Genomic DNA, 20,981 nt, shown 5'->3' with positions numbered 1-20,981 from the left:
CAGGTGAAGCAGATCAGTGGAACTGTTCTTCTTCAGTCGAACCGGTCAGTGCGGTTACCGAAGACGAGCCGCCCTGAATCACGGTGGTCATGTCGTCGAAGTAGCCGGTGCCCACTTCCTGCTGGTGAGCCACGAAGGTGTAACCCTTGGCAGCGTCAGCGAACTCTTGCTCTTGCAGCTTCACGTAGGCAGTCATGTCGTTGCGGGCGTAGTCGTGCGCCAGGTTGAACATGCTGTGCCACATGTTGTGAATGCCGGCCAGGGTGATGAACTGGTGCTTGTAACCCATGGCGGACAGTTCGCGCTGGAACTTGGCGATGGTCGCGTCGTCCAGGTTTTTCTTCCAGTTGAAGGAAGGCGAGCAGTTGTACGACAGCAGTTGGTCCGGGTATTCCTTTTTGATCGCTTCAGCGAAGCGACGAGCCTCGTCCAGGTCTGGCTTGGCGGTTTCGCACCAGATCAGGTCGGCGTACGGAGCGTAAGCCAGGCCGCGAGCGATGGCCTGGTCCAGACCGGCGCGCACTTTGTAGAAGCCTTCCTGGGTACGTTCGCCAGTGACGAACGGCTGGTCGTACGGGTCGCAATCGGAAGTCAGCAGGTCAGCTGCGTTAGCGTCGGTACGGGCCAGAATGATGGTCGGAGTACCGGCAACGTCAGCGGCCAGGCGAGCAGCGGTCAGCTTCTGTACGGCTTCCTGGGTAGGAACCAGTACCTTGCCGCCCATGTGGCCGCATTTTTTCACCGAAGCCAGTTGGTCTTCGAAGTGAACGCCGGCGGCGCCTGCTTCGATCATGCTCTTCATCAGCTCGTAAGCGTTCAGTACGCCGCCGAAACCGGCTTCGGCGTCAGCTACGATCGGAGCGAAGTAGTCGATGTAGCCTTCGTCGCCCGGGCCTTTGCCGGCTTTCCACTGGATCTGGTCAGCACGACGGAACGAGTTGTTGATGCGCTTGACCACGGTTGGAACCGAATCCACCGGGTACAGCGACTGATCCGGGTACATCGATTCAGCGGAGTTGTTGTCCGCCGCAACCTGCCAGCCCGACAGGTAGATCGCCTGGATACCGGCTTTAACTTGTTGTACAGCCTGGCCGCCGGTCAGGGCGCCCATGCAGTTAACGAAATCTTTCTCAGGGCGGAAGGACGGCTTGGCACCCTGGGTAACCAGGTTCCAGAGCTTCTCGGCGCCCAGTTTTGCAAAGGTGTGCTCAGGTTGAACCGAGCCACGCAGGCGGACGACGTCAGCAGCGGAGTAAGCGCGTGTCACGCCTTTCCAGCGTGGGTTTTCAGCCCAGTCTTTTTCGAGGGCTGCAATTTGCTGTTCGCGTGTCAGTGCCATGGAGATAAACCTCGTCGCGTCTTTACGGAAAGTTGTGCTGCTGTGGAAAATTCATGCTGCGCGCTGACCAGAAGCTTTGGCGGTCAAGTCGGATTTGGCGGGGGTGGCGACGGGATGAACGATGGGCTCGAGGGGAAGTGAGCAGGTAAGGGCGAGCTGGCGAGCGCATTCGGGCATCGTGGGCCTTGGTGCGAACTACAGTGAGTAGCCGGGTTACCTAATTACGCTTCCGTCCCTCGGGACAACTTCGTTCCAGTCGGCAACCTCGTCAAACACACCTTGTGGGCGGTACAGACACGAAGCGGCTCGCGGGGTAGGTGCGAGCATCGCCTCGAAGGCCCTTGCCAGGGCCTCTGATTAGCGGGAGCGAGGCCATCATGCCTTTGCTTTTTTCGATCGTCAAACGTTTTGTAGTGCTTTTTTTCAAGCACTACATCTTTGGTCTAATAAGACTAATCAGTCAGTTATTGGTGCTTTAGTCCAAGGTGTCGACTTTTACCCGCAAAGTCATGTCGTTGCGACTCTGGGTTGAGTAGCTGCGGGTCATGGCCTGTTTGTCGGCCTGGGTCTGGCCGTTCATCCCGGCCAGCAGGATCCACTCACCGAGGCGTCCGGTGACAGTTGTGTCGGTACTTTGCACGTTCACTACATCGGGCCGTTCCTGGCTCATGCGGTCACGGTTTGTGCTGATTGCCAGGTGAACGATGTCGCCGGTGACGCTGGCGGTGACGTAGAAGCCTTGAGTGACGTTGCGGTATTCGGTCTGGCTGCGCAAATCACCGTAGGAGTCGGTTTGCGAGCTGATGAGTGGAACGCTCTGGCCCACCTGAATCAGTGCGGGGGTGCCTTCGCTGGCCTGGACCTGTTGGATGCCGCCGTCACGGCTGTCAGTGCTGTGATTGATGATTCGGGTCTGGCTCGGCTTGGCGCCGTTTACCGAGTAGCCCTGATCGCCCTGGAAGTTGTTTTCATTGGTGTCGACGGTGATCAGCAGGCGTTTGGGCTGGGTATCAAGTTGTGCGATCAGCGCTTTAAGTTCGTCGATTTTGCGTTGATCGGCATTGATGATCAGTTGATTGCCGTAGGCGCTGACCTGTCCTTCCTTGCCAATGAAATCCTGCGCCATGGGCAGCATGTCAGCACTGGTACGGAAGCTCAGCGGCACGATCTCGGTGGCCGCCATGGCCGAAAAACTGCAAGCCAACAGCAAGGTGGTGAGCAGGGTGCGTAGGGACATATCCGTTATCTCCGACATCTTGAAGTGTTGATAGTGCCAGTTTGTCGGCCCGGCGTGGGGCAAGTTGAATTTTAGACAGCAAAACGCCCCGACATCCGAAGATGGTGGGGCGTTTTGTGTGTTCTTGCGGGCCTCATCGCCAGCAAGCTCGGCTCCTGCAGGTATCGCGCTGAATCTGTAGGAGCCGGGCTTGCCCGCGATGGCAGCGCTTCGGTCTCACGCGGAGTGCCGCACCATGTCCACATGCGGAATCCCGGCTTCCAGGAACTCCTCGCTGACCATGCTGAAACCCAGGCGCTCATAGAACGCCGTGGCTTGCACTTGTGCGCTGAGCATTTGCTGCTTCAGCCCACGTTTTTCGGCTTCGCCGATCACCGCTTGCATCAGTGCATCGCCGACCTTCAAGCCGCGCCAGTCCTTGAGTACCGAGACCCGGCCAATGTGCCCATCGGGCAGCAGGCGGGCGGTGCCTATCGGAAAGTCGCCTTCGAAGGCCAGGAAATGCACCGCGGTTGCGTCATCAGCATCCCATTCCAGCTCAGGTGGAACGGATTGCTCGGCGATGAACACCGTCTCACGAATGCGCCGGATCTCGGCGATATCCTTCTGCCAGTCTGCGACACGTACGTGAATTTTATTCATCAGCAAACCCCAGGCTGCCTTGCTTGATCAGTTCGCACAGCAGGCCACGACCGTCTTCATCGGTCAGCCACGCGCCGAGGTTGTCGATGTGCAGTGCGTCGGCAGCGCAAATCAACTTCAGCAGTTCGCGCAGCTTGCCTGGCAGGTAACGGCTTTGGCCGCTGGCAAACAGCAGCAGGTCGTCATCGACTTCGGACCAGGCCAGGCGCGCACTTGGGTTGCGGATCAGTACGGCACCTTGCTCCAGGCTGGCGAGCAGGTCGTCTTCTTCGATCTCTTCCGGGCCGACCACCAGTTCTGGATAGCGCGGCTCGGTCATGTACTGGCCAAACCAGGTCAGCAGCAGACGCTCGTCGCTCATGTGCTCGGCCAGCAGGCTTTTGAGGCGATCAAGAGCGTCATGCTGGATCTGGTGAGGATCAACCGCTGGCAGGGCGTCGGCGTCGGTGTAACGCTCTTCGTCGGTCAGGAACTGGCTGAGGAAGTCGGTGAAGTGGGTCAACACTTCAGCGGCGCTCGGCGCACGGAAACCCACGGAATACGTCATGCAATCATCGACAGCCACGCCGCAGTGGGCCAGGCGTGGCGGCAGATACAGCATGTCGCCCGGTTCCAGGACCCATTCAGCGGTCTCTTCGAATTCCGCCAGGATGCGCAGGTCGGCGTGTTGCAGCAGCGGGCTCTCGGAATCGCACATCTGGCCGATTTTCCAGTTGCGCTTGCCATGGCCTTGCAGCAGGAATACGTCGTAGTTGTCGAAGTGTGGACCGACGCTGCCACCTGGGGCGGCGAAACTGATCATCACGTCGTCAACGCGCCAGCTCGGCAGAAAGCGGAAGTGTTCCAGCAGCTCGCTCACTTCAGGCACAAACTGATCCACCGCTTGAACCAGCAGGGTCCACTCGCGTTCCGGCAGTTTGCTGAACTCGTCTTCGGCAAACGGGCCGCGACGCAATTCCCAAGGGTGCTCGCCGTGCTCGATCACCAGGCGCGATTCGACTTCTTCTTCCAGCGCCAGGCCGGCCAGTTCGTCGGCGTCGATCGGGCTTTCGAAATCAGGAATCGCCTGGCGGATCAGCAGCGGTTTTTTCTGCCAGTAGTCGCGCAGGAACTCGCGTGCCGTGATACCGCCCAGAAGTTGAAGAGGAATGTCAGGATTCATGTGTAACCTATTGAAAAAAAGCACTTTTGAGGCAGGAATAAAAACGCCCGGCGCTGCCGGGCGTCTCAAGCGGGGCAAGCGGTCAATCAGATGCGTTTGGCTTGCTCTACAGCGTTACCGATGTAGTTCGCCGGGGTGAGCAATTTCAGCTCGGCCTTGGCGGCGGCTGGCATGTCCAGGCCGTCGATGAAAGTCTGCAACGCTTCAGGGCTGATGCCCTTGCCGCGGGTCAGTTCTTTCAGTTTTTCGTACGGGTTTTCGATGTTGTAGCGGCGCATTACGGTCTGGATCGGCTCGGCCAATACTTCCCAGCAAGCGTCCAGGTCGGCAGCGATCTTCTGGGCATTGAGCTCCAGCTTGCTGATGCCTTTGAGGCTGGCTTCGTACGCGATCACGCTGTGGGCGAAGCCGACACCGAGGTTGCGCAGCACGGTGGAGTCGGTCAGGTCGCGCTGCCAGCGGGAGATTGGCAGCTTGCTCGCCAGGTGCTGGAACAGTGCGTTGGCGATGCCCAGGTTGCCTTCGGAGTTTTCGAAGTCGATCGGGTTGACCTTGTGCGGCATGGTCGACGAACCGATTTCGCCAGCGATGGTGCGCTGTTTGAAATAACCCAGGGAGATGTAGCCCCAGATGTCGCGGTCGAAGTCGATCAGGATGGTGTTGAAGCGCGCGATGGCGTCAAACAGCTCGGCAATGTAGTCGTGCGGTTCGATCTGCGTGGTGTACGGGTTGAAACCCAGGCCCAGCTCGTCTTCGATGAAAGCGCGGGCGTTTTCTTCCCAGTTGATCTCAGGGTAGGCCGACAGGTGAGCGTTGTAGTTGCCGACAGCGCCGTTGATCTTGCCCAACAGCGGAACGGCAGCGACCTGAGCAATTTGACGCTCCAGGCGGTACACCACGTTCGCCAGCTCTTTGCCCAGGGTGGTCGGTGAAGCCGGTTGACCGTGGGTGCGCGACAACATTGGCACGTCGGCAAAACGGATGGCCAGTTCGCGGATGGCTTCGGCGGTCTGACGCATCAGCGGCAGCATCACGTCATCACGGCCTTCGCGCAGCATCAGGGCGTGGGACAGGTTGTTGATGTCCTCGCTGGTGCAGGCAAAGTGGATGAATTCGCTGACGGCAGCCAGTTCTGGCAGCTTGGCCGCTTGCTCTTTGAGCAGGTATTCGATGGCTTTAACGTCATGGTTGGTGGTGCGCTCGATCTCTTTGACACGCTCGGCGTGCTCCAGAGAAAAGTTTTCCGCCAGGGTGTTCAGTACAGCGTTGGCTTCGGCGGAGAACGCCGGTACTTCGCTGATGGCAGGATGAGCGGCCAGGCGCTGGAGCCAGCGCACTTCAACCAGAACGCGAGCACGGATCAGGCCGTATTCGCTGAAAATTGGGCGCAGGGCCTGGGTTTTGCCGGCGTAGCGGCCGTCAACAGGGGAAACCGCAGTGAGCGAAGAAAGCTGCATGGGGTGTTCTCGGACAGTCGGGCAACGAAATGGGGCGCGTATCATACATGAAAAAATCCGCCGGTCCGTCGCCAACTGACCGGCGTATTACGCGTAACTCGGTGTAAAGGTCTGCCGATGCGAGTTATTCGTTACGCATCAACGGGTAAAGCTCTTTGAGCAATTTGCGGCGGCTGATCACCAGCTGCCAGCGGTGACCGCCCAACTGTCGCCACAAGCGCGCCGAACGAATACCGGCCAGCAACAGGGCGCGGATCTTCGAGGCGTTGCTCGGTTGCTGCAGGTTGCGCATGTCGCCATGGACCTGGATGCGTTGGCGCAGTGTGCTCAAAGTGTCCTGATACAACGCGCCGCACGCGGCGATCACGTTTTCATGAGCGGGGCCGAAGTGTTCGACCTGGGATTGAATCTGCGGCAAGCGCTTGCCGATCGCGTCCAGCATGTCGCCACGTTTGGCCAGCTGGCGCTCCAGCCCCAGCATCGCCAGCGCGTAACGCAACGGTTCGCGTTGCAGGGCGCTCGGGTCGCGCTCCAGGGCGCCGATCAGTGCGCGATAACCTTCGCGCAGGTTGAGGTCGTCGCCGCCGTAGACTTCCAGCGTGTCCTTGGGGTCGCGAATCAGCAGGCTGCCGAGCATGCAGGTCAGGCCGGCTTCAGAGGTCTGGCCGCTCTTGGCAATCTTGTCGACGAGGACGGCGGCGAGAAACACGCCGCCCAGTGCCGTCAGTTGCTCCTGGGTCGGGCTCATTGAGGCTGGCCTTTGCTGGTCCACGGCTCTGCAATTTCGATCACGCCACCGCCGAGGCAGATTTCACCGTCATAGAACACCACGGACTGGCCTGGAGTGACCGCACGCTGCGGGTCATCGAAGGTCGCGCGGTAGCCGGTGGCGGTTTTCTCCAGCGTGCAAGGCTGATCGCTTTGGCGGTAGCGGACCTTGGCGGTCAACTTGCGCGGTTCGGTCAAATCAATCGGGTTGACCCAATAGATGTCCGAAGCGAGCAGGGCGCGGGAAAACAGGTAAGGGTGGTCATTGCCCTGGCCAACAATAAGCTCGTTGTGTTCCAGGTCTTTGATCAGCACGTACCATGGCTCGTCACTGGCGTCTTTCAAGCCGCCGATGCCCAGGCCCTGGCGCTGACCGATGGTGTGGTACATCAACCCGTGGTGGCGGCCGATGACTTCGCCTTCGGTGGTCTTGATCTCGCCAGGCTGCGCGGGCAGGTACTGCTTGAGGAAGTCGCTGAAGCGGCGTTCGCCGATAAAGCAGATGCCGGTGGAGTCCTTTTTCTTCGCGGTCGCCAGCTCGTATTTCTCGGCAATTGCGCGTACTTCGGGTTTTTCCAGTTCGCCGACCGGGAACAGGGTCTTGGCAATCTGTTCACCGCCCACGGCGTGCAGGAAGTAGCTCTGGTCCTTGTTCGCGTCCAGGCCCTTGAGCAGTTCGGTGCGGCCGTCGATATCGCGGCGGCGCACGTAGTGGCCGGTAGCAATCAGGTCGGCACCGAGCATCATGGCGTAGTCGAGGAACGCCTTGAACTTGATCTCACGGTTGCACAGGATGTCCGGGTTTGGCGTGCGGCCGGCCTTGTATTCGGCCAGAAAGTGCTCAAACACGTTGTCCCAGTACTCGGCGGCGAAGTTGGCGGTGTGCAGCTTGATACCAATTTTGTCGCACACGGCCTGGGCATCCGCCAGGTCGTCCATGGCGGTGCAGTATTCCGTTCCATCGTCTTCTTCCCAGTTCTTCATGAACAGGCCTTCCACCTCGTAGCCCTGCTCGATCAGCAGGAGGGCGGAAACGGAAGAGTCCACGCCGCCGGACATACCGACAATGACGCGCTTCTTTTGTGTGTCAGAAGGGGCTGGATCACGCATAGGGATTCAATGAGTGTCTTGAAAAAGGACGCGATTCTAACAGGCCGGAGCCCGCAAGGCTAAAGAGAAGGGCGGATCAGTTCGAGACTGAAGTGATTGCCGTCCAGATAATCATCGATACAGCGGATGATCAGCTCACTGCGCCAGTTTGCGCGCTGTTCCAGCAATTCGTCACGCGTCAGCCACTTGGCGCCGACGATGCCGTCGTCCAATTGATAGTCCGGGTGGTGCTTGAGCGGTTTTGCAATGAAGCAGACTCGCTGGTAAGTCACGCCATTGCTGGGGGCGGTATAGAGATAAATGCCGACGACGCCGGTCGGCTCGACGTCCCAGCCGGTTTCTTCGAGGGTTTCGCGGATGGCGGCTTCTGTCAGGGTTTCGTCCGGGTCGAGGTGGCCAGCGGGCTGGTTCAGCACGTTGCGACCGGCTTTGTGTTCCTCGACCATCAGGAAGCGGCCGTTATCCTCGACGATCGTGGCGACGGTGATGTGGGGTTTCCAGTCCATGAAAATACCTCGGTTTTTTGTAGGGGGTAGCAGCTGCCGAGCTTGCGAGGCTGCGTTCGACTGCGCAGCAATCGCAAGAAGTCATGCCGGGTGGGGCATGGAGCACTACATTGCCTGATTTGTGGCCGCTTCGCAGCCAAACGCAGCCTCGCGGGCTCGGCAGCTGCTACAGAAGTGGTGATGTCAGAAACACAAACCCCGGCACAGGGCCGGGGTTTGTGATGTTCCCTTACAACCTTAAACCAGCGCAGCAACCGCCGCGTTGAAGGTTGCGCTCGGGCGCATGGCCTTGCTGATCAGCTCGGCGTCGGCGTGGTAGTAACCGCCGATGTCCACTGGCTTGCCCTGAACGGCGTTGAGTTCGGCAACGATGGTTGCTTCGTTCTCGGTCAGGGTTTTGGCCAGGGTCGCAAACTGCGATTGCAGTGCAGCGTCTTCAGTCTGGGCGGTCAGGGCTTGAGCCCAGTACAGCGCCAGGTAGAAGTGGCTGCCGCGGTTGTCGATGTTGCCGACTTTGCGCGATGGCGACTTGTTGTTGTCCAGGAACTGGCCGGTGGCCTGGTCCAGGGTCTTGGCCAGAACCAGCGCCTTAGGGTTGTTGTAGGTCACACCCAGGTGCTCAAGGGATGCGGCCAGGGCCAGGAACTCGCCCAGGGAATCCCAGCGCAGGAAGTTTTCTTCCAGCAACTGCTGAACGTGCTTCGGAGCCGAACCACCGGCGCCGGTTTCGAACAGACCGCCACCGTTCATCAGTGGAACGATCGACAGCATCTTGGCGCTGGTGCCCAGTTCCATGATCGGGAACAGGTCAGTCAGGTAGTCGCGCAATACGTTGCCGGTCACCGAGATGGTGTCCTTGCCTTCGCGGGTGCGCTGCAGGGTGAACTTCATTGCGTCGACCGGCGACATGATCTGGATGTCCAGACCGGCAGTGTCGTGATCCTTCAGGTAGGCCTGAACTTTCTCGATCATCACGCCGTCGTGGGCGCGCATTGGGTCCAGCCAGAAGATCGCTGGCGTGCTGCTTGCGCGAGCGCGGTTGACGGCCAGTTTGACCCAGTCCTGGATCGGCGCGTCTTTGGTCTGGCACATGCGGAAGATGTCGCCGGCTTCAACCGATTGCTCCAGCAGCAGGGCGCCTTTGCCGTCGGTGACGCGGACAACGCCGTTGGCCTTGATCTGGAAGGTCTTGTCGTGCGAGCCGTACTCTTCGGCTTTCTTCGCCATCAGGCCAACGTTTGGCACGCTGCCCATGGTGGTTGGGTCGAAAGCGCCGTTTACCTTGCAGTCTTCGATGACGGCCTGGTAGATGGTCGCGTAGCAGCGATCCGGGATCACAGCCTTGGTGTCGTGCAGCTGGCCGTCAGTGCCCCACATTTTGCCGGAGTCACGGATCATCGCCGGCATCGAGGCGTCGACGATCACGTCGCTCGGCACGTGCAGGTTGGTGATGCCTTTGTCGGAGTTGACCATGGCCAACGATGGACGAACGGCATAGACCGCTTGAATGTCAGCTTCGATCTGAGCTTGCTGCTCGGCCGGCAGGGCCTTGATGCGAGCGTACAGGTCGCCAATGCCGTTGTTCAGGTTGAAGCCGATCTGTGCCAGCACGTCAGCGTGCTTGGCCAGTGCGTCTTTATAGAACTCGGCAACGATCTGGCCGAACATGATCGGGTCGGAGACCTTCATCATGGTGGCTTTGAGGTGAACCGACAGCAGCACGCCTTGTTGCTTGGCGCTTTCGATCTCGGCGGCAATGAAGCTGCGCAGAGCGTTTTTGCTCATGACTGCGCAATCGAGGATCTCACCGGCTTGTACGGTGGTTTTTTCTTTCAGGACGGTGGTGGTGCCGTCTTGAGCGATCAGCTCGATTTTTACAGCGTCAGCGGCATCGATCAGGGCGGCTTTTTCGCTGCCGTAGAAATCGCCGGTGCTCATGTGCGCGACGTGAGACTTGGAGTCTTTAGCCCAGGCACCCATTTTGTGCGGGTGCTTGCGAGCGTAGTTCTTGACCGACAGTGGTGCGCGGCGATCCGAGTTGCCTTCGCGCAGAACCGGGTTCACGGCGCTGCCCTTGATCTTGTCGTAGCGCGACTTGGCGAGCTTGTCGGCGTCGCTGGTCACGGTTTCCGGGTAGTCAGGAAGCGCGAAGCCCTGGGCTTGCAGTTCCTTGATCGCTGCTTGCAGCTGAGGAACGGAAGCACTGATGTTCGGCAGCTTGATGATGTTGGCTTCAGGCGTAACGGCCAGGTCGCCCAGTTCGGCGAGGTGGTCGGCTACGGCTTTGTCACCCAGTTGCTCGGGGAAGCTGGCCAGAATGCGTCCTGCAAGAGAGATATCGCGGGTTTCAACGGCGATATCAGCCGAGGCGGTGAAGGCCTCTACGATAGGCAACAGTGAATAGGTGGCGAGGGCTGGGGCTTCGTCGGTGAAGGTATAGATGATCTTCGAGCGGGTGGGCATATTCGGATTAACTCTCTCTTCTTTGCTAAAGCGTGCGCAGAAACTCGAGGTGCGCCGGGTAAGCGCGTTCGTTCAAAGTCATCCATGAGCCGAATATCGAGGTTTCGTTGCTGTGATGTTGGGTGCATCAGTAGGGCGTCAAGCGTTCGGGCTGCGGTAACAGACCGGCTTATCGGGCTGAAAGTCTCGTCATAGAGCCCCTCAGTCGTCGTGACCCTTTGGTCAGCGGCGGCATTATACATAGGTAGCTGGCAATCTGCCGATGGTTCATGAGTAACGATTCTCGTCCATTGGTCTAAAGGTCGCAGGGGCGAGGGCGGCGTAGAGTCGTTCGGCGTGCTTGAGTTTGGCGCTTTTCCCTTTGCTTTCAGGCTTGTAGCTCGCAAGTAATGCAGCTTTGCGGCAGATGGATGGAACATAGGGTTTGCGCGCCGATTTAACTGGGTTACGCTCGAACGAAGCCAGATGTTCAATCCAAACAATGGAGTTCAGCATGGGATACAAGAAGATTCAGGTTCCAGCAGTCGGCGACAAAATCACCGTCAACGCGGACCATTCTCTCAATGTTCCTAACAACCCGATCATCCCCTTCATTGAAGGCGATGGTATTGGTGTTGATATCAGCCCGGTCATGATCAAGGTTGTCGATGCTGCTGTTAAGAAGGCTTACGGCGGCGAGCGCAAAATTTCCTGGATGGAAGTCTACGCCGGGGAGAAAGCGACTCAGGTTTACGATCAGGACACCTGGCTGCCCCAGGAAACCCTGGACGCGGTCAAGGATTATGTAGTTTCCATCAAAGGCCCCCTGACCACTCCGGTCGGCGGCGGCATCCGCTCGCTGAACGTGGCGCTGCGCCAACAACTCGACCTGTATGTCTGCCTGCGCCCGGTGCGCTGGTTCGAAGGCGTGCCAAGCCCGGTCAAGAAGCCAGGCGATGTCGACATGACGATCTTCCGTGAGAACTCGGAAGACATTTACGCCGGTATCGAGTGGAAAGCCGGTTCGCCGGAAGCGACCAAAGTCATCAAGTTCCTTAAAGATGAAATGGGCGTCACCAAGATCCGCTTCGACGAAAACTGCGGTATCGGCATCAAGCCGGTTTCGCTGCAAGGCACCAAGCGTCTGGCACGCAAGGCTCTGCAGTATGTGGTCGACAACGACCGCGACTCGCTGACCATCGTGCACAAAGGCAACATCATGAAGTTCACCGAAGGTGCTTTCAAGGAATGGGCCTACGAAGTGGCGGCTGAAGAGTTCGGTGCGACCCTGCTCGATGGCGGTCCGTGGATGCAGTTCAAGAACCCGAAAACCGGCAAGAACGTCATCGTCAAGGACGCCATCGCTGACGCCATGCTGCAGCAGATCCTGCTGCGCCCTGCCGAATACGATGTGATCGCGACCCTGAACCTGAACGGCGACTACCTCTCCGACGCCCTGGCGGCGGAAGTGGGCGGCATCGGTATCGCACCGGGTGCCAACCTGTCCGACACCATTGCCATGTTCGAAGCGACCCACGGTACTGCGCCGAAGTACGCTGGCAAGGACCAGGTCAACCCGGGTTCGCTGATCCTGTCGGCTGAAATGATGCTGCGTCACATGGGCTGGACCGAAGCGGCTGATCTGATCATCAAGGGCACCAACGGCGCGATTTCCGCCAAGACCGTGACCTATGACTTCGAACGTCTGATGGAAGGCGCGAAGCTGGTTTCGTCTTCCGGGTTTGGCGATGCGCTGATCTCGCATATGTAAGAAAACGCAGGCACACAAAAACCGCCTGATTCAAGTGATTGAGTCGGGCGGTTTTTTTATGACTGGATGACGCTGCGGTCTTAGGCTGTCACGGTCTGTTGCACTGCAGGCGCGTCGGTATTCAAGACATCCACGGGGTTGCCGATGTTGATCGCGTGCAGGCCTTTGGGGCCCTGGATGATATCGAATACGACAGCTTGCCCGGCTTTCAGGGTTTTATATCCGTCCATCTTGATGGCTGAATAATGGGCGAAGAGGTCTTCGCTATCACCATCCTTATTGATGAAGCCATAACCCTTGGCATTGTTGAACCATTTGACCTTGCCTTTTACAGTGCCTTTGGCTGCTGGCTTGTCACCCTTGTTTTCTATAGTGCCTTTAGCAACCGGCTCATGACCCTTGACACCTGACATACCCAACTCCCTCTGCAACAGACTCCATCACTGGAGTATCATCCAGTACATCCGCAGTCTAATCTTGGAATTAAGATTGACTCCGCGGACCTTTTTTACCCACTGTGGGCTCTATTGGTTGTAACACCGTTTTCCCGATAGTCAAGGTGACCGGGCGGTCGGTGTTGAAATCGTCCATAGCCGCCCCCACCACTGTATTCGCACAACTGACGAACCTTTCTTTCCATGCATGCAATCAGCCAGATTCGACTAACATTCAATCAGGATCGCCCTGATTCACACGACGACGATTCAGCGGGTATTGCTGTTCAGGAGGCAAAGCCTGCGTTACAGGCGCCGCCGATGTACAAGGTGGTTTTGTTCAACGATGACTACACGCCGATGGATTTCGTCGTCGAAGTGCTCGAGGTGTTTTTTAACCTGAATCGCGAGCTGGCGACCAAGGTCATGCTGGCCGTCCATACAGAAGGACGGGCAGTATGTGGAGTGTTTACCCGCGACATCGCCGAGACAAAGGCCATGCAGGTCAACCAGTACGCCAGGGAAAGCCAGCATCCGCTACTCTGTGAAATCGAGAAGGACGGTTAATCGCCGACCACTTGGGTATGAGGTGAAGCTATGTTAAACCGCGAGCTCGAAGTCACCCTCAATCTTGCCTTCAAGGAGGCTCGTTCGAAGCGTCATGAGTTCATGACCGTCGAACATCTCCTGCTGGCCCTATTGGACAATGAGGCTGCCGCCACCGTTTTGCGTGCCTGCGGCGCAAACCTCGACAAACTCAAGCATGACCTGCAGGAGTTCATTGACTCCACCACGCCTTTGATCCCCGTGCATGACGAGGATCGTGAAACCCAGCCAACCCTGGGCTTCCAGCGTGTACTGCAGCGTGCTGTGTTCCACGTACAGAGCTCGGGCAAGCGTGAAGTGACTGGCGCCAACGTGCTGGTCGCGATCTTCAGTGAGCAAGAGAGTCAGGCGGTGTTTCTGCTGAAACAGCAGAGCGTAGCGCGCATTGATGTCGTCAACTACATCGCTCATGGCATTTCCAAAGTGCCGGGGCATGGCGATCACTCTGAAGGTGAGCAAGATATGCAGGACGACGAGGGCGGTGAGTCTTCTTCTTCAGGCAATCCGCTGGATGCTTATGCCAGCAATCTCAATGAACTTGCGCGCCAGGGTCGAATTGATCCATTGGTAGGTCGTGAGCTGGAAGTCGAGCGCGTTGCTCAGATTCTGGCGCGTCGTCGCAAAAACAATCCGCTGTTGGTGGGCGAGGCGGGCGTGGGTAAAACCGCGATTGCCGAAGGCCTGGCCAAGCGCATTGTCGACAACCAGGTGCCGGACCTTCTGGCCAACAGCGTGGTGTATTCCCTCGACTTGGGCGCCTTGCTGGCCGGGACTAAATACCGTGGCGATTTCGAGAAGCGCTTCAAGGCGCTGCTCAATGAACTGAAAAAACGTCCGCAGGCGATCCTGTTCATCGACGAAATCCACACCATCATCGGTGCAGGTGCCGCGTCCGGTGGCGTCATGGATGCCTCGAACCTGCTCAAGCCGCTGCTGTCCTCGGGTGATATCCGTTGCATCGGTTCGACTACGTTCCAGGAATTTCGCGGGATTTTCGAGAAGGACCGTGCCTTGGCCCGGCGCTTCCAGAAAGTCGATGTGTCGGAGCCTTCGGTGGAAGACACCATTGGCATCCTGCGCGGCCTGAAAGGCCGTTTCGAGGCACACCACAACATCGAATACAGTGATGAAGCGCTGCGTGCGGCGGCTGAACTGGCTTCGCGCTATATCAATGACCGTCACATGCCGGACAAGGCCATTGACGTGATCGACGAGGCGGGCGCCTATCAGCGTCTGCAACCGATCGAGAAACGTGTGAAGCGCATCGAGGTGCCTCAGGTCGAGGACATCGTTGCGAAAATCGCGCGGATTCCGCCTAAGCACGTCACCAGCTCCGACAAAGAGCTGCTGCGTAACCTTGAGCGTGACCTGAAGCTGACCGTATTTGGCCAGGATGCCGCCATCGATTCGTTGTCGACGGCGATCAAACTGTCCCGTGCCGGCCTCAAGTCGCCTGACAAGCCTGTCGGTTCGTTCCTGTTCGCAGGGCCGACCGGTGTCGGTAAAACCGAAGCGGCGCGTCAGTTGGCCAAGGCGTTGGGCATCGAGCTGGTTCGTTTCGACATGTCCGAGTACATGGAGCGCCACACCGTATCGCGTCTGATCGGTGCACCTCCGGGTTATGTCGGGTTCGATCAGGGCGGCCTGCTGACCGAAGCCATCACCAAGCAGCCTCACTGCGTGCTGTTGCTCGATGAAATCGAGAAGGCGCACCCGGAAGTCTTCAACCTGCTGCTGCAGGTCATGGACCACGGTACGCTGACCGATAACAACGGGCGCAAGGCGGATTTCCGTAACGTGATCGTCATCATGACGACCAACGCCGGTGCCGAAACAGCTGCGCGTGCTTCGATTGGTTTCACGCACCAGGACCACTCGTCCGATGCGATGGAAGTGATCAAGAAAAGCTTCACGCCGGAGTTCCGCAACCGTCTGGACACCATTATCCAGTTTGGTCGCCTCAGTCACGAGGTCATCAAGAGCGTGGTGGACAAGTTCCTTACCGAGCTTCAGGCGCAGCTGGAAGACAAGCGCGTGCAGCTGGAAGTAACGGACGCCGCGCGCAGTTGGCTGGCAGCAGGTGGTTACGACACGGCAATGGGCGCTCGACCAATGGCGCGTTTGATCCAGGACAAGATCAAGCGTCCGCTGGCCGAAGAGATCCTCTTTGGCGAACTGGCCGACCATGGTGGCGTGGTGCACATCGACCTGAAGGACGGCGAGCTGACCTTCGAGTTCGAGACCACGGCTGAAATGGCCTGACGGCTGTAAAGCGAAAAGGCGCCTTCGCAGACTGTGTGAAAACGCGCTGAAGGCCGGCCCAACAAACGCCCCGACTTGTTCGGGGCGTTTGTTTTGGTGCGGGCGACAGGCGAAAAAAGCCTTTCAGCCCATTAACGCCATCAATTGGCGGGCCCCGAGCACACTAATTGCGCGTTTTAGGTTGTAGGCACTCACTGCCAAGGCCATTTCCGCTCTCGCGCCCTCCAGTTGACGCAACAGGAAGCGAGCATTGCCAAACAGCCATTGCTTCAGGTTGCCGAAGGGGTGCTCAACAATGGATCTTCGGTTGGCCATCATCTGCGGATGGGCCAGCATTCGTTGCTCCATTCGCTCAAAGGCTTCTTCATGGGCGTGGCGTGAGACGTAGCGGCGCTGAGCGCCAGTGCATTGGGATTTGAGCGGGCAGGCGGCGCAGTCGCTGACATCTGCCTGATAGATCCGATCGCCCTTGTGGCGCTGTTTGAGCGTTAACCACTTGCCTGCCGGGCACTGATAACGATCGTGTTCGGCTTCGTAGATAAAGTCTTTGCGCTCAAAAAAGTCCTCACCACCAGGATTGACCGAGCGGTTGGGCGGCACATAAACGGTAATCGCAGCCTCCTCGCAGGCCTGAAACTGCTGGCCGTTGGAGTAGCCGGCATCGGCAGTCACGGTCAGGGCATCTTGTTCCAGCTGTTCTTTGGCGGCTTTAGCCATTGGTTCGAGTTGCTTGCGGTCGTCGCCATCCTGGGTAACCTCATGATGCAGAATCAGGCAATGCTTGGCATCCACGGCGCTCTGCACGTTATAGGACACACGCGGCCCCTTGGGCGTGCGCATCATTCGGGCATCGCTTTCGTGGGTGTTGAACTGCTCCAGGCCCATCGAGTTCATCAGCGCTTGGCAGCTCTGATTGTCCTGCTGGCGAACTTTAAGCTGCACCAGTGCTGTTTTGATCGCGCCGCGATCAATCACCTCTCCCGCATCGAGCCTGTCAGCCTCATCCAGTTCGGCCAGATACTGAGCGATGCGCTTATCCAGTTTTTCTTCCTGACGCTTGAGTTGCTTGAGGTTCATATGGCGCCGCGAGGAAGCGACTGCCTGAAACTTGCTGCCGTCGATGGCCACCAAGTCTCCTGCGATCAGACCGGCCATGCGGCAAAACCGGACGAAGGCACCGCACGTCGCCACAAAGGCGGATTTGTTGTTTTTGCGAAAGTCGGCGATGGTCTTGAAGTCGGGCTTAAGCCGGTTGATCAGCCACATCACTTCGATGTTGCGCTGGCACTCGGCTTCGAGACGCCGCGATGAGCGAATCCGCTGAAAATAGCCATAGAGGTAGAGCTTGAGCTGATCGGCAGGATCATAAGAAGGACGACCTGTGCTTTTGGGCAGCGCTTTATCAAAGCCCAGTTGCACCAGATCCAGCTTGGCGACGTACAGGTCAATAACCCGAACGAGATGATCCTCGGGGATCAGTTCTTCCAGCGAGACCGGGAACAGACTGGTCTGGCTACGGGACTCACCTTGGATGTAAGCCATAACGAAAAATGCTCCGTATCTTTCGATACGGAGCATTTTCTTTGAGCTTTGCGCAGATTGCTAGGTTTTCACACAGTCTGTTCGGGCGCCTTTTTGTTGTCTATTAGATTTGGTGTATATCCGTTGCTGCGGTAACGGCTGCTTAGGGTTTCGCCCTTACGGCGACTCACTTTTTTTACAAGCGCCTAAAAAAAGTAAGCAAAAAAACGCTCGCCCCGAGCGTCCGGCCCCTCGCTTGGGCTCGGCGTTCCTTCGCTCCGGTATCCATCTTGGGGCATTGCCCTCCGGTCTGCTTCGCTACGACCTACATGCAATGTGTTCGACTGCGTCGAACGGCGCTGCGCGCCAATCCCCAGATGAATACCTCCACTCAGCCTCCCGAAGGGGCGGGCAGATCAAAATCAGCCGAGGCGGCCTGATAGCCGGCCTCTTGCGGGTGTGCGTGAACTCCATGTAGGAGCTGACGAAGGTTGCGATCTTTGATCTTGCTTTGACTTTGGTTTTTGACGTTGATCTTGATTTTGATCTTTTGCCCCTTCGGCAGGCCGAGCGTAGGTGTTCATCAGGGGATTAGGCGCGTAGCGCCGTGCGGCGAAGCCGCACACATCGAGAGGAGGTCGTAGCGAAGCAGACCGTAGGCGATGTCCCCTGATGGATACCGTAGCGAGGGAACACTGAGCTTTAGCGAAGTGCCGTACGCCGGGGCAAAGCCTTTTGGTTCCTTTTTGGCGTTTGAAAAAGGGACTCGCTGTAAGAGCGAAACCATAATCAGCCATCACCGCAGCAACGGATATACACCCAAAACCCAAAACCCAAAACCCCACCAAATCGCAGGCAAACAAAAACGCCCGGCAGAGCCGGGCGTTTTGTATTGACTTGATTAGCGAGCGCGGTAAGTGATGCGCCCTTTGCTCAAGTCATAGGGCGTCAGCTCGACGCGCACTTTGTCGCCGGTAAGAATACGAATGTAGTTCTTGCGCATCTTGCCGGAGATATGCGCGGTTACGACGTGCCCATTTTCCAACTCCACACGAAACATGGTGTTGGGCAGGGTGTCGACGACAGTGCCTTCCATTTCGAAGCTGTCTTCTTTCGACATGCAGTAAAGCCCTCGGTGTCCAATGAATGGCCCGGTGCAACTGCGCCAGGCAAAAGCGGCGTGCATTGTGCCCGAAAAATGGGGTTTAAGCCAAGGGGTTCTAGTTCAGGATGACCCAGCGTTGATTAATCAGTAGCTCGATTGGGCGATATTGGGTCTTGTAGCTCATTTTTTTGCAGTTTTTGATCCAGTAGCCGAGGTAGACGGCTTCCAGTCCGAGGCGTCGGGTCTCGGCAATCTGCCAGAGGATCGCGTATCGCCCCAGGCTACGGCGTTCTGCATCGGGTTCGTAAAAGGTATAAACCGCCGACAGACCGTTGGGCAGTAAATCGGTGACGGCTACCGCGAGCAGTCGGCCTTCAAGGCGAAACTCATAGAAGCGCGAGAACGGCAGGTCGCGAACCAGGAAGGTCGAAAACTGATCGCGACTCGGCGGGTACATATCGCCGTCGGCGTGACGCTGTTCGATGTAGCGCTGATAGAGGTCGAAATACTCTTCGCTGAACTGTGCCTTGGCGGGGCGGACCTGCAGGTCGGCGTTGCGTTTGAAGATACGTTTCTGTTGGCGGTTGGGGGTGAATTGCGCCACGGGGATGCGCGCCGGCACGCACGCATTGCAGTTTTGGCAATGAGGCCGGTAGAGATGATCGCCGCTGCGCCGAAAACCCATTTCAGACAAATCTGCGTAGACATGCACGTCCATGGGCTGGCTAGGGTCGAGAAACAGGGTCGTGGCCTGTTCATCTGGCAGATAGCTGCAAGAGTGGGGCTGAGTGGCATAAAACTTCAAACGCGCCAACTCGGTCATGATCAACCCTCGGAATAAGCTTGTGAATTAAGTGTAAGCCACACGCGCAAAAGCCGCTCAGGAAACCCATGTGGCGCGGTTGGGTTGATCCAGGTGTTGCGCCAGATAGCCGGCAAATTCACGGCGAGGAATCGCCCGGGCGCCAAGGCTGTGCAGATGGTCGGTCGGCATCTGGCAGTCGATCAGCACAAACCCCGAGTCTTTCAGGTGCCGTACGAGCGTCGCAAAACCAAATTTCGAGGCGTTATCGGCTCGGCTGAACATGGACTCGCCGAAGAACAGCTGTCCCATCGCCAGGCCGTAGAGTCCGCCGACCAGCTCGTCCTGATCCCAGACTTCCACCGAATGGGCATGGCCACGCCTGTGCAGTTCAGTGTAAGCGTCCTGCATGGCTTGGGTGATCCAGGTGCCGTCGGCGTAATCACGCGGTGCGGCGCACGCGCGGATGACGGCGGTGAAATCCTGATCGAAGGTCACGGTATAGCGCTGTTGACGCAGAAATTTGGCCAGGCTGCGGGAAACATGCAGTTCGTCGGGAAACAGCACGGTGCGTGGATCTGGCGACCACCAGAGAATGGGCTGGCCCTCGGAAAACCACGGAAAACAACCGTGGCGATAGGCTTGAATCAGACGATCGGCAGACAGATCGCCACCCGCCGCCAGCAGCCCGTTGGGGTCGCGCATGGCTTTTTCCAGCGGGGGGAAGGTCAGGGTATTGCGTTGTAACCAAGTCAGCATGGCATCCGGGCTTGCAGAAGGGGAGGGCGGTGGCGGGCTGCTAGGCCCGCCTTAAAGTGTGCCGTTAAACGGCGGGAATGTCGTCGAGGTATTTCTCGGCATCCAGCGCGGCCATGCAGCCAGCCCCGGCCGATGTGACGGCTTGGCGGTAAACGTGATCGGCGACATCGCCGGCGGCAAACACGCCGGGGATTTCGGTGGCGGTGGCGTCGCCGTCGTTGCCGCTCCTGACCCGCAGATAACCGTCGCGCATGGGCAACTGATCGATAAACAGATCGGTATTGGGTTTGTGGCCGATGGCAATGAATACGCCGGCCAGCGCCAATTCACGGGTTTCGCCAGTGAGGCTGTCGCGCAGTCGGGCGCCGGTCACTCCGCTGGCGTCACCCAACACTTCATCCAGATGCTGGTTCCAATGCAGGCGAATGTTGCCGTTGGCGGCTTTTTCGAACAGTTTGTCCTGCAGGATCTTTTCCGAGCGCAACTTATCGCGACGGTGAATCAAATGGACTTCCTTGGCGATGTTCGACAGATACAAGGCTTCCTCGACAGCGGTATTGCCGCCGCCGACCACTGCGACCACCTGATTGCGATAGAAGAAACCGTCGCACGTGGCGCAGGCTGAAACCCCTTTGCCGGCAAATGTCTCTTCCGAGGGCAGTCCCAGGTATTGCGCCGAAGCGCCAGTGGCGATTATCAGTGCGTCGCAGGTGTAGGTGCCGCCGTCGCCGATCAGTTCGAAGGGGCGTTGTTGCAACTTGGCGGTATGGATGTGGTCGTAAACGATCTCTGTGTCAAAGCGTTCGGCGTGGCGTTGCATGCGCTCCATCAATACCGGGCCGGTGAGTCCTTCGGCATCGCCGGGCCAGTTGTCGACTTCGACGGTGGTGGTGAGCTGGCCACCGGCCTGTATGCCGGTAATGACAACGGGTTTGAGGTTGGCGCGGGCGGCATAAACGGCTGCGCTGTAACCGGCAGGGCCGGAACCCAGAATGATCAGGCGTGAATGCTTCGCTTCGCTCATAAAAACACCTCATAAGCCTTTGTCACAAAAGAGA

19 protein-coding genes are annotated in these 20,981 nt (G+C 58.1%); 3 read left to right on the top strand and 16 right to left on the bottom strand.

The features are described 5' to 3' along the window. Positions 1 to 13: 13 nt before the first annotated feature. From aceA to LOY55_RS20000, 10 genes are all read right to left on the bottom strand, one after another. The gene (aceA, locus tag LOY55_RS20045; protein ID WP_008032724.1) at positions 14 to 1,339 is read right to left on the bottom strand and encodes an isocitrate lyase; all 1,326 of its coding nucleotides are present in this window, start codon (positions 1,337 to 1,339) and stop codon (positions 14 to 16) included. 475 nt (positions 1,340 to 1,814) lie between these two features. Next, a complete protein-coding gene (locus tag LOY55_RS20040; protein WP_223522553.1) occupies positions 1,815 to 2,576 on the bottom strand; it encodes a secretin N-terminal domain-containing protein in 762 nt (253 codons plus the stop codon). A gap of 216 nt (positions 2,577 to 2,792) precedes the next feature. Continuing rightward, positions 2,793 to 3,218: a GNAT family N-acetyltransferase gene (locus LOY55_RS20035; RefSeq protein ID WP_046032487.1), complete on the bottom strand. Its 426-nt coding sequence runs from the start codon at positions 3,216 to 3,218 to the stop codon at positions 2,793 to 2,795. After that, positions 3,211 to 4,380, bottom strand: a complete 1,170-nt coding sequence (locus LOY55_RS20030; protein ID WP_046032486.1) for a cupin domain-containing protein — start codon at positions 4,378 to 4,380, stop codon at positions 3,211 to 3,213. Before LOY55_RS20030 ends, LOY55_RS20035 begins: the two co-directional genes overlap by 8 nt. An 86-nt stretch (positions 4,381 to 4,466) precedes the next feature. Beyond that, positions 4,467 to 5,837 (bottom strand): adenylosuccinate lyase, encoded by a 1,371-nt coding sequence (gene purB / locus LOY55_RS20025; RefSeq protein WP_109786599.1) that lies wholly within the window; start codon positions 5,835 to 5,837, stop codon positions 4,467 to 4,469. A gap of 124 nt (positions 5,838 to 5,961) precedes the next feature. Further along, on the bottom strand, positions 5,962 to 6,585 hold the full coding sequence (hflD, locus tag LOY55_RS20020) for a high frequency lysogenization protein HflD (protein WP_046032484.1): 624 nt from the start codon (positions 6,583 to 6,585) through the stop codon (positions 5,962 to 5,964). Beyond that, positions 6,582 to 7,715: a tRNA 2-thiouridine(34) synthase MnmA gene (mnmA, locus tag LOY55_RS20015; protein ID WP_046032483.1), complete on the bottom strand. Its 1,134-nt coding sequence runs from the start codon at positions 7,713 to 7,715 to the stop codon at positions 6,582 to 6,584. Before mnmA ends, hflD begins: the two co-directional genes overlap by 4 nt. A gap of 59 nt (positions 7,716 to 7,774) precedes the next feature. Continuing rightward, positions 7,775 to 8,221 carry an NUDIX hydrolase gene (locus LOY55_RS20010; RefSeq protein WP_223522554.1) on the bottom strand — a complete coding sequence of 149 codons (447 nt, stop codon included), beginning with the start codon at positions 8,219 to 8,221 and terminating at the stop codon, positions 7,775 to 7,777. 237 nt (positions 8,222 to 8,458) lie between these two features. Further along, the gene (locus LOY55_RS20005; protein WP_109786597.1) at positions 8,459 to 10,684 is read right to left on the bottom strand and encodes an NADP-dependent isocitrate dehydrogenase; all 2,226 of its coding nucleotides are present in this window, start codon (positions 10,682 to 10,684) and stop codon (positions 8,459 to 8,461) included. Positions 10,685 to 10,951: 267 nt separating this feature from the next. Beyond that, positions 10,952 to 11,179, bottom strand: a complete 228-nt coding sequence (locus LOY55_RS20000) for a hypothetical protein (protein ID WP_109786596.1) — start codon at positions 11,177 to 11,179, stop codon at positions 10,952 to 10,954. On the opposite strand from LOY55_RS20000, the gene icd reads away from it, so the two are divergent. Next, a complete protein-coding gene (gene icd / locus LOY55_RS19995; protein WP_017339594.1) occupies positions 11,178 to 12,434 on the top strand; it encodes an NADP-dependent isocitrate dehydrogenase in 1,257 nt (418 codons plus the stop codon). The genes LOY55_RS20000 and icd overlap by 2 nt on opposite strands. Before the next feature lie 80 nt (positions 12,435 to 12,514). Here icd and cspD read toward each other — a convergent pair whose 3' ends face one another. Continuing rightward, positions 12,515 to 12,805 carry a cold shock domain-containing protein CspD gene (gene cspD / locus LOY55_RS19990; protein WP_046032618.1) on the bottom strand — a complete coding sequence of 97 codons (291 nt, stop codon included), beginning with the start codon at positions 12,803 to 12,805 and terminating at the stop codon, positions 12,515 to 12,517. Between the two features lie 267 nt (positions 12,806 to 13,072). Here cspD and clpS point away from each other — a divergent pair, with 267 nt between their 5' ends. Next, positions 13,073 to 13,435 (top strand): ATP-dependent Clp protease adapter ClpS, encoded by a 363-nt coding sequence (gene clpS / locus LOY55_RS19985; protein ID WP_046032480.1) that lies wholly within the window; start codon positions 13,073 to 13,075, stop codon positions 13,433 to 13,435. A 30-nt stretch (positions 13,436 to 13,465) separates the two neighbouring features. Next, positions 13,466 to 15,736 (top strand): ATP-dependent Clp protease ATP-binding subunit ClpA, encoded by a 2,271-nt coding sequence (clpA, locus tag LOY55_RS19980; RefSeq protein WP_046032479.1) that lies wholly within the window; start codon positions 13,466 to 13,468, stop codon positions 15,734 to 15,736. 123 nt (positions 15,737 to 15,859) lie between these two features. Here the strand turns inward: clpA and LOY55_RS19975 are convergent, their stop codons facing one another. From LOY55_RS19975 to trxB, 5 genes are all read right to left on the bottom strand, one after another. Next, positions 15,860 to 17,278, bottom strand: coding sequence for an IS1182 family transposase (locus LOY55_RS19975; RefSeq protein ID WP_223525272.1), 1,419 nt, complete (start codon positions 17,276 to 17,278; stop codon positions 15,860 to 15,862). 880 nt (positions 17,279 to 18,158) lie between these two features. After that, positions 18,159 to 18,377 carry a translation initiation factor IF-1 gene (infA, locus tag LOY55_RS19970; protein ID WP_002553999.1) on the bottom strand — a complete coding sequence of 73 codons (219 nt, stop codon included), beginning with the start codon at positions 18,375 to 18,377 and terminating at the stop codon, positions 18,159 to 18,161. Positions 18,378 to 18,477: 100 nt separating this feature from the next. Next, positions 18,478 to 19,185, bottom strand: coding sequence for an arginyltransferase (locus LOY55_RS19965; RefSeq protein WP_223524413.1), 708 nt, complete (start codon positions 19,183 to 19,185; stop codon positions 18,478 to 18,480). Between the two features lie 57 nt (positions 19,186 to 19,242). Continuing rightward, positions 19,243 to 19,923, bottom strand: a complete 681-nt coding sequence (gene aat / locus LOY55_RS19960) for a leucyl/phenylalanyl-tRNA--protein transferase (RefSeq protein ID WP_223524416.1) — start codon at positions 19,921 to 19,923, stop codon at positions 19,243 to 19,245. A 64-nt stretch (positions 19,924 to 19,987) separates the two neighbouring features. Beyond that, positions 19,988 to 20,947, bottom strand: a complete 960-nt coding sequence (trxB, locus tag LOY55_RS19955; protein ID WP_046032476.1) for a thioredoxin-disulfide reductase — start codon at positions 20,945 to 20,947, stop codon at positions 19,988 to 19,990. Positions 20,948 to 20,981 lie beyond the last annotated feature (34 nt).

This window comes from Pseudomonas sp. B21-040 (genome assembly GCF_024748695.1).
In the GTDB taxonomy this organism is placed as follows: domain Bacteria; phylum Pseudomonadota; class Gammaproteobacteria; order Pseudomonadales; family Pseudomonadaceae; genus Aquipseudomonas.
Note: the sequence above shows the minus strand (reverse complement) of the source record. Positions and strands in the feature narration are given on the sequence as shown.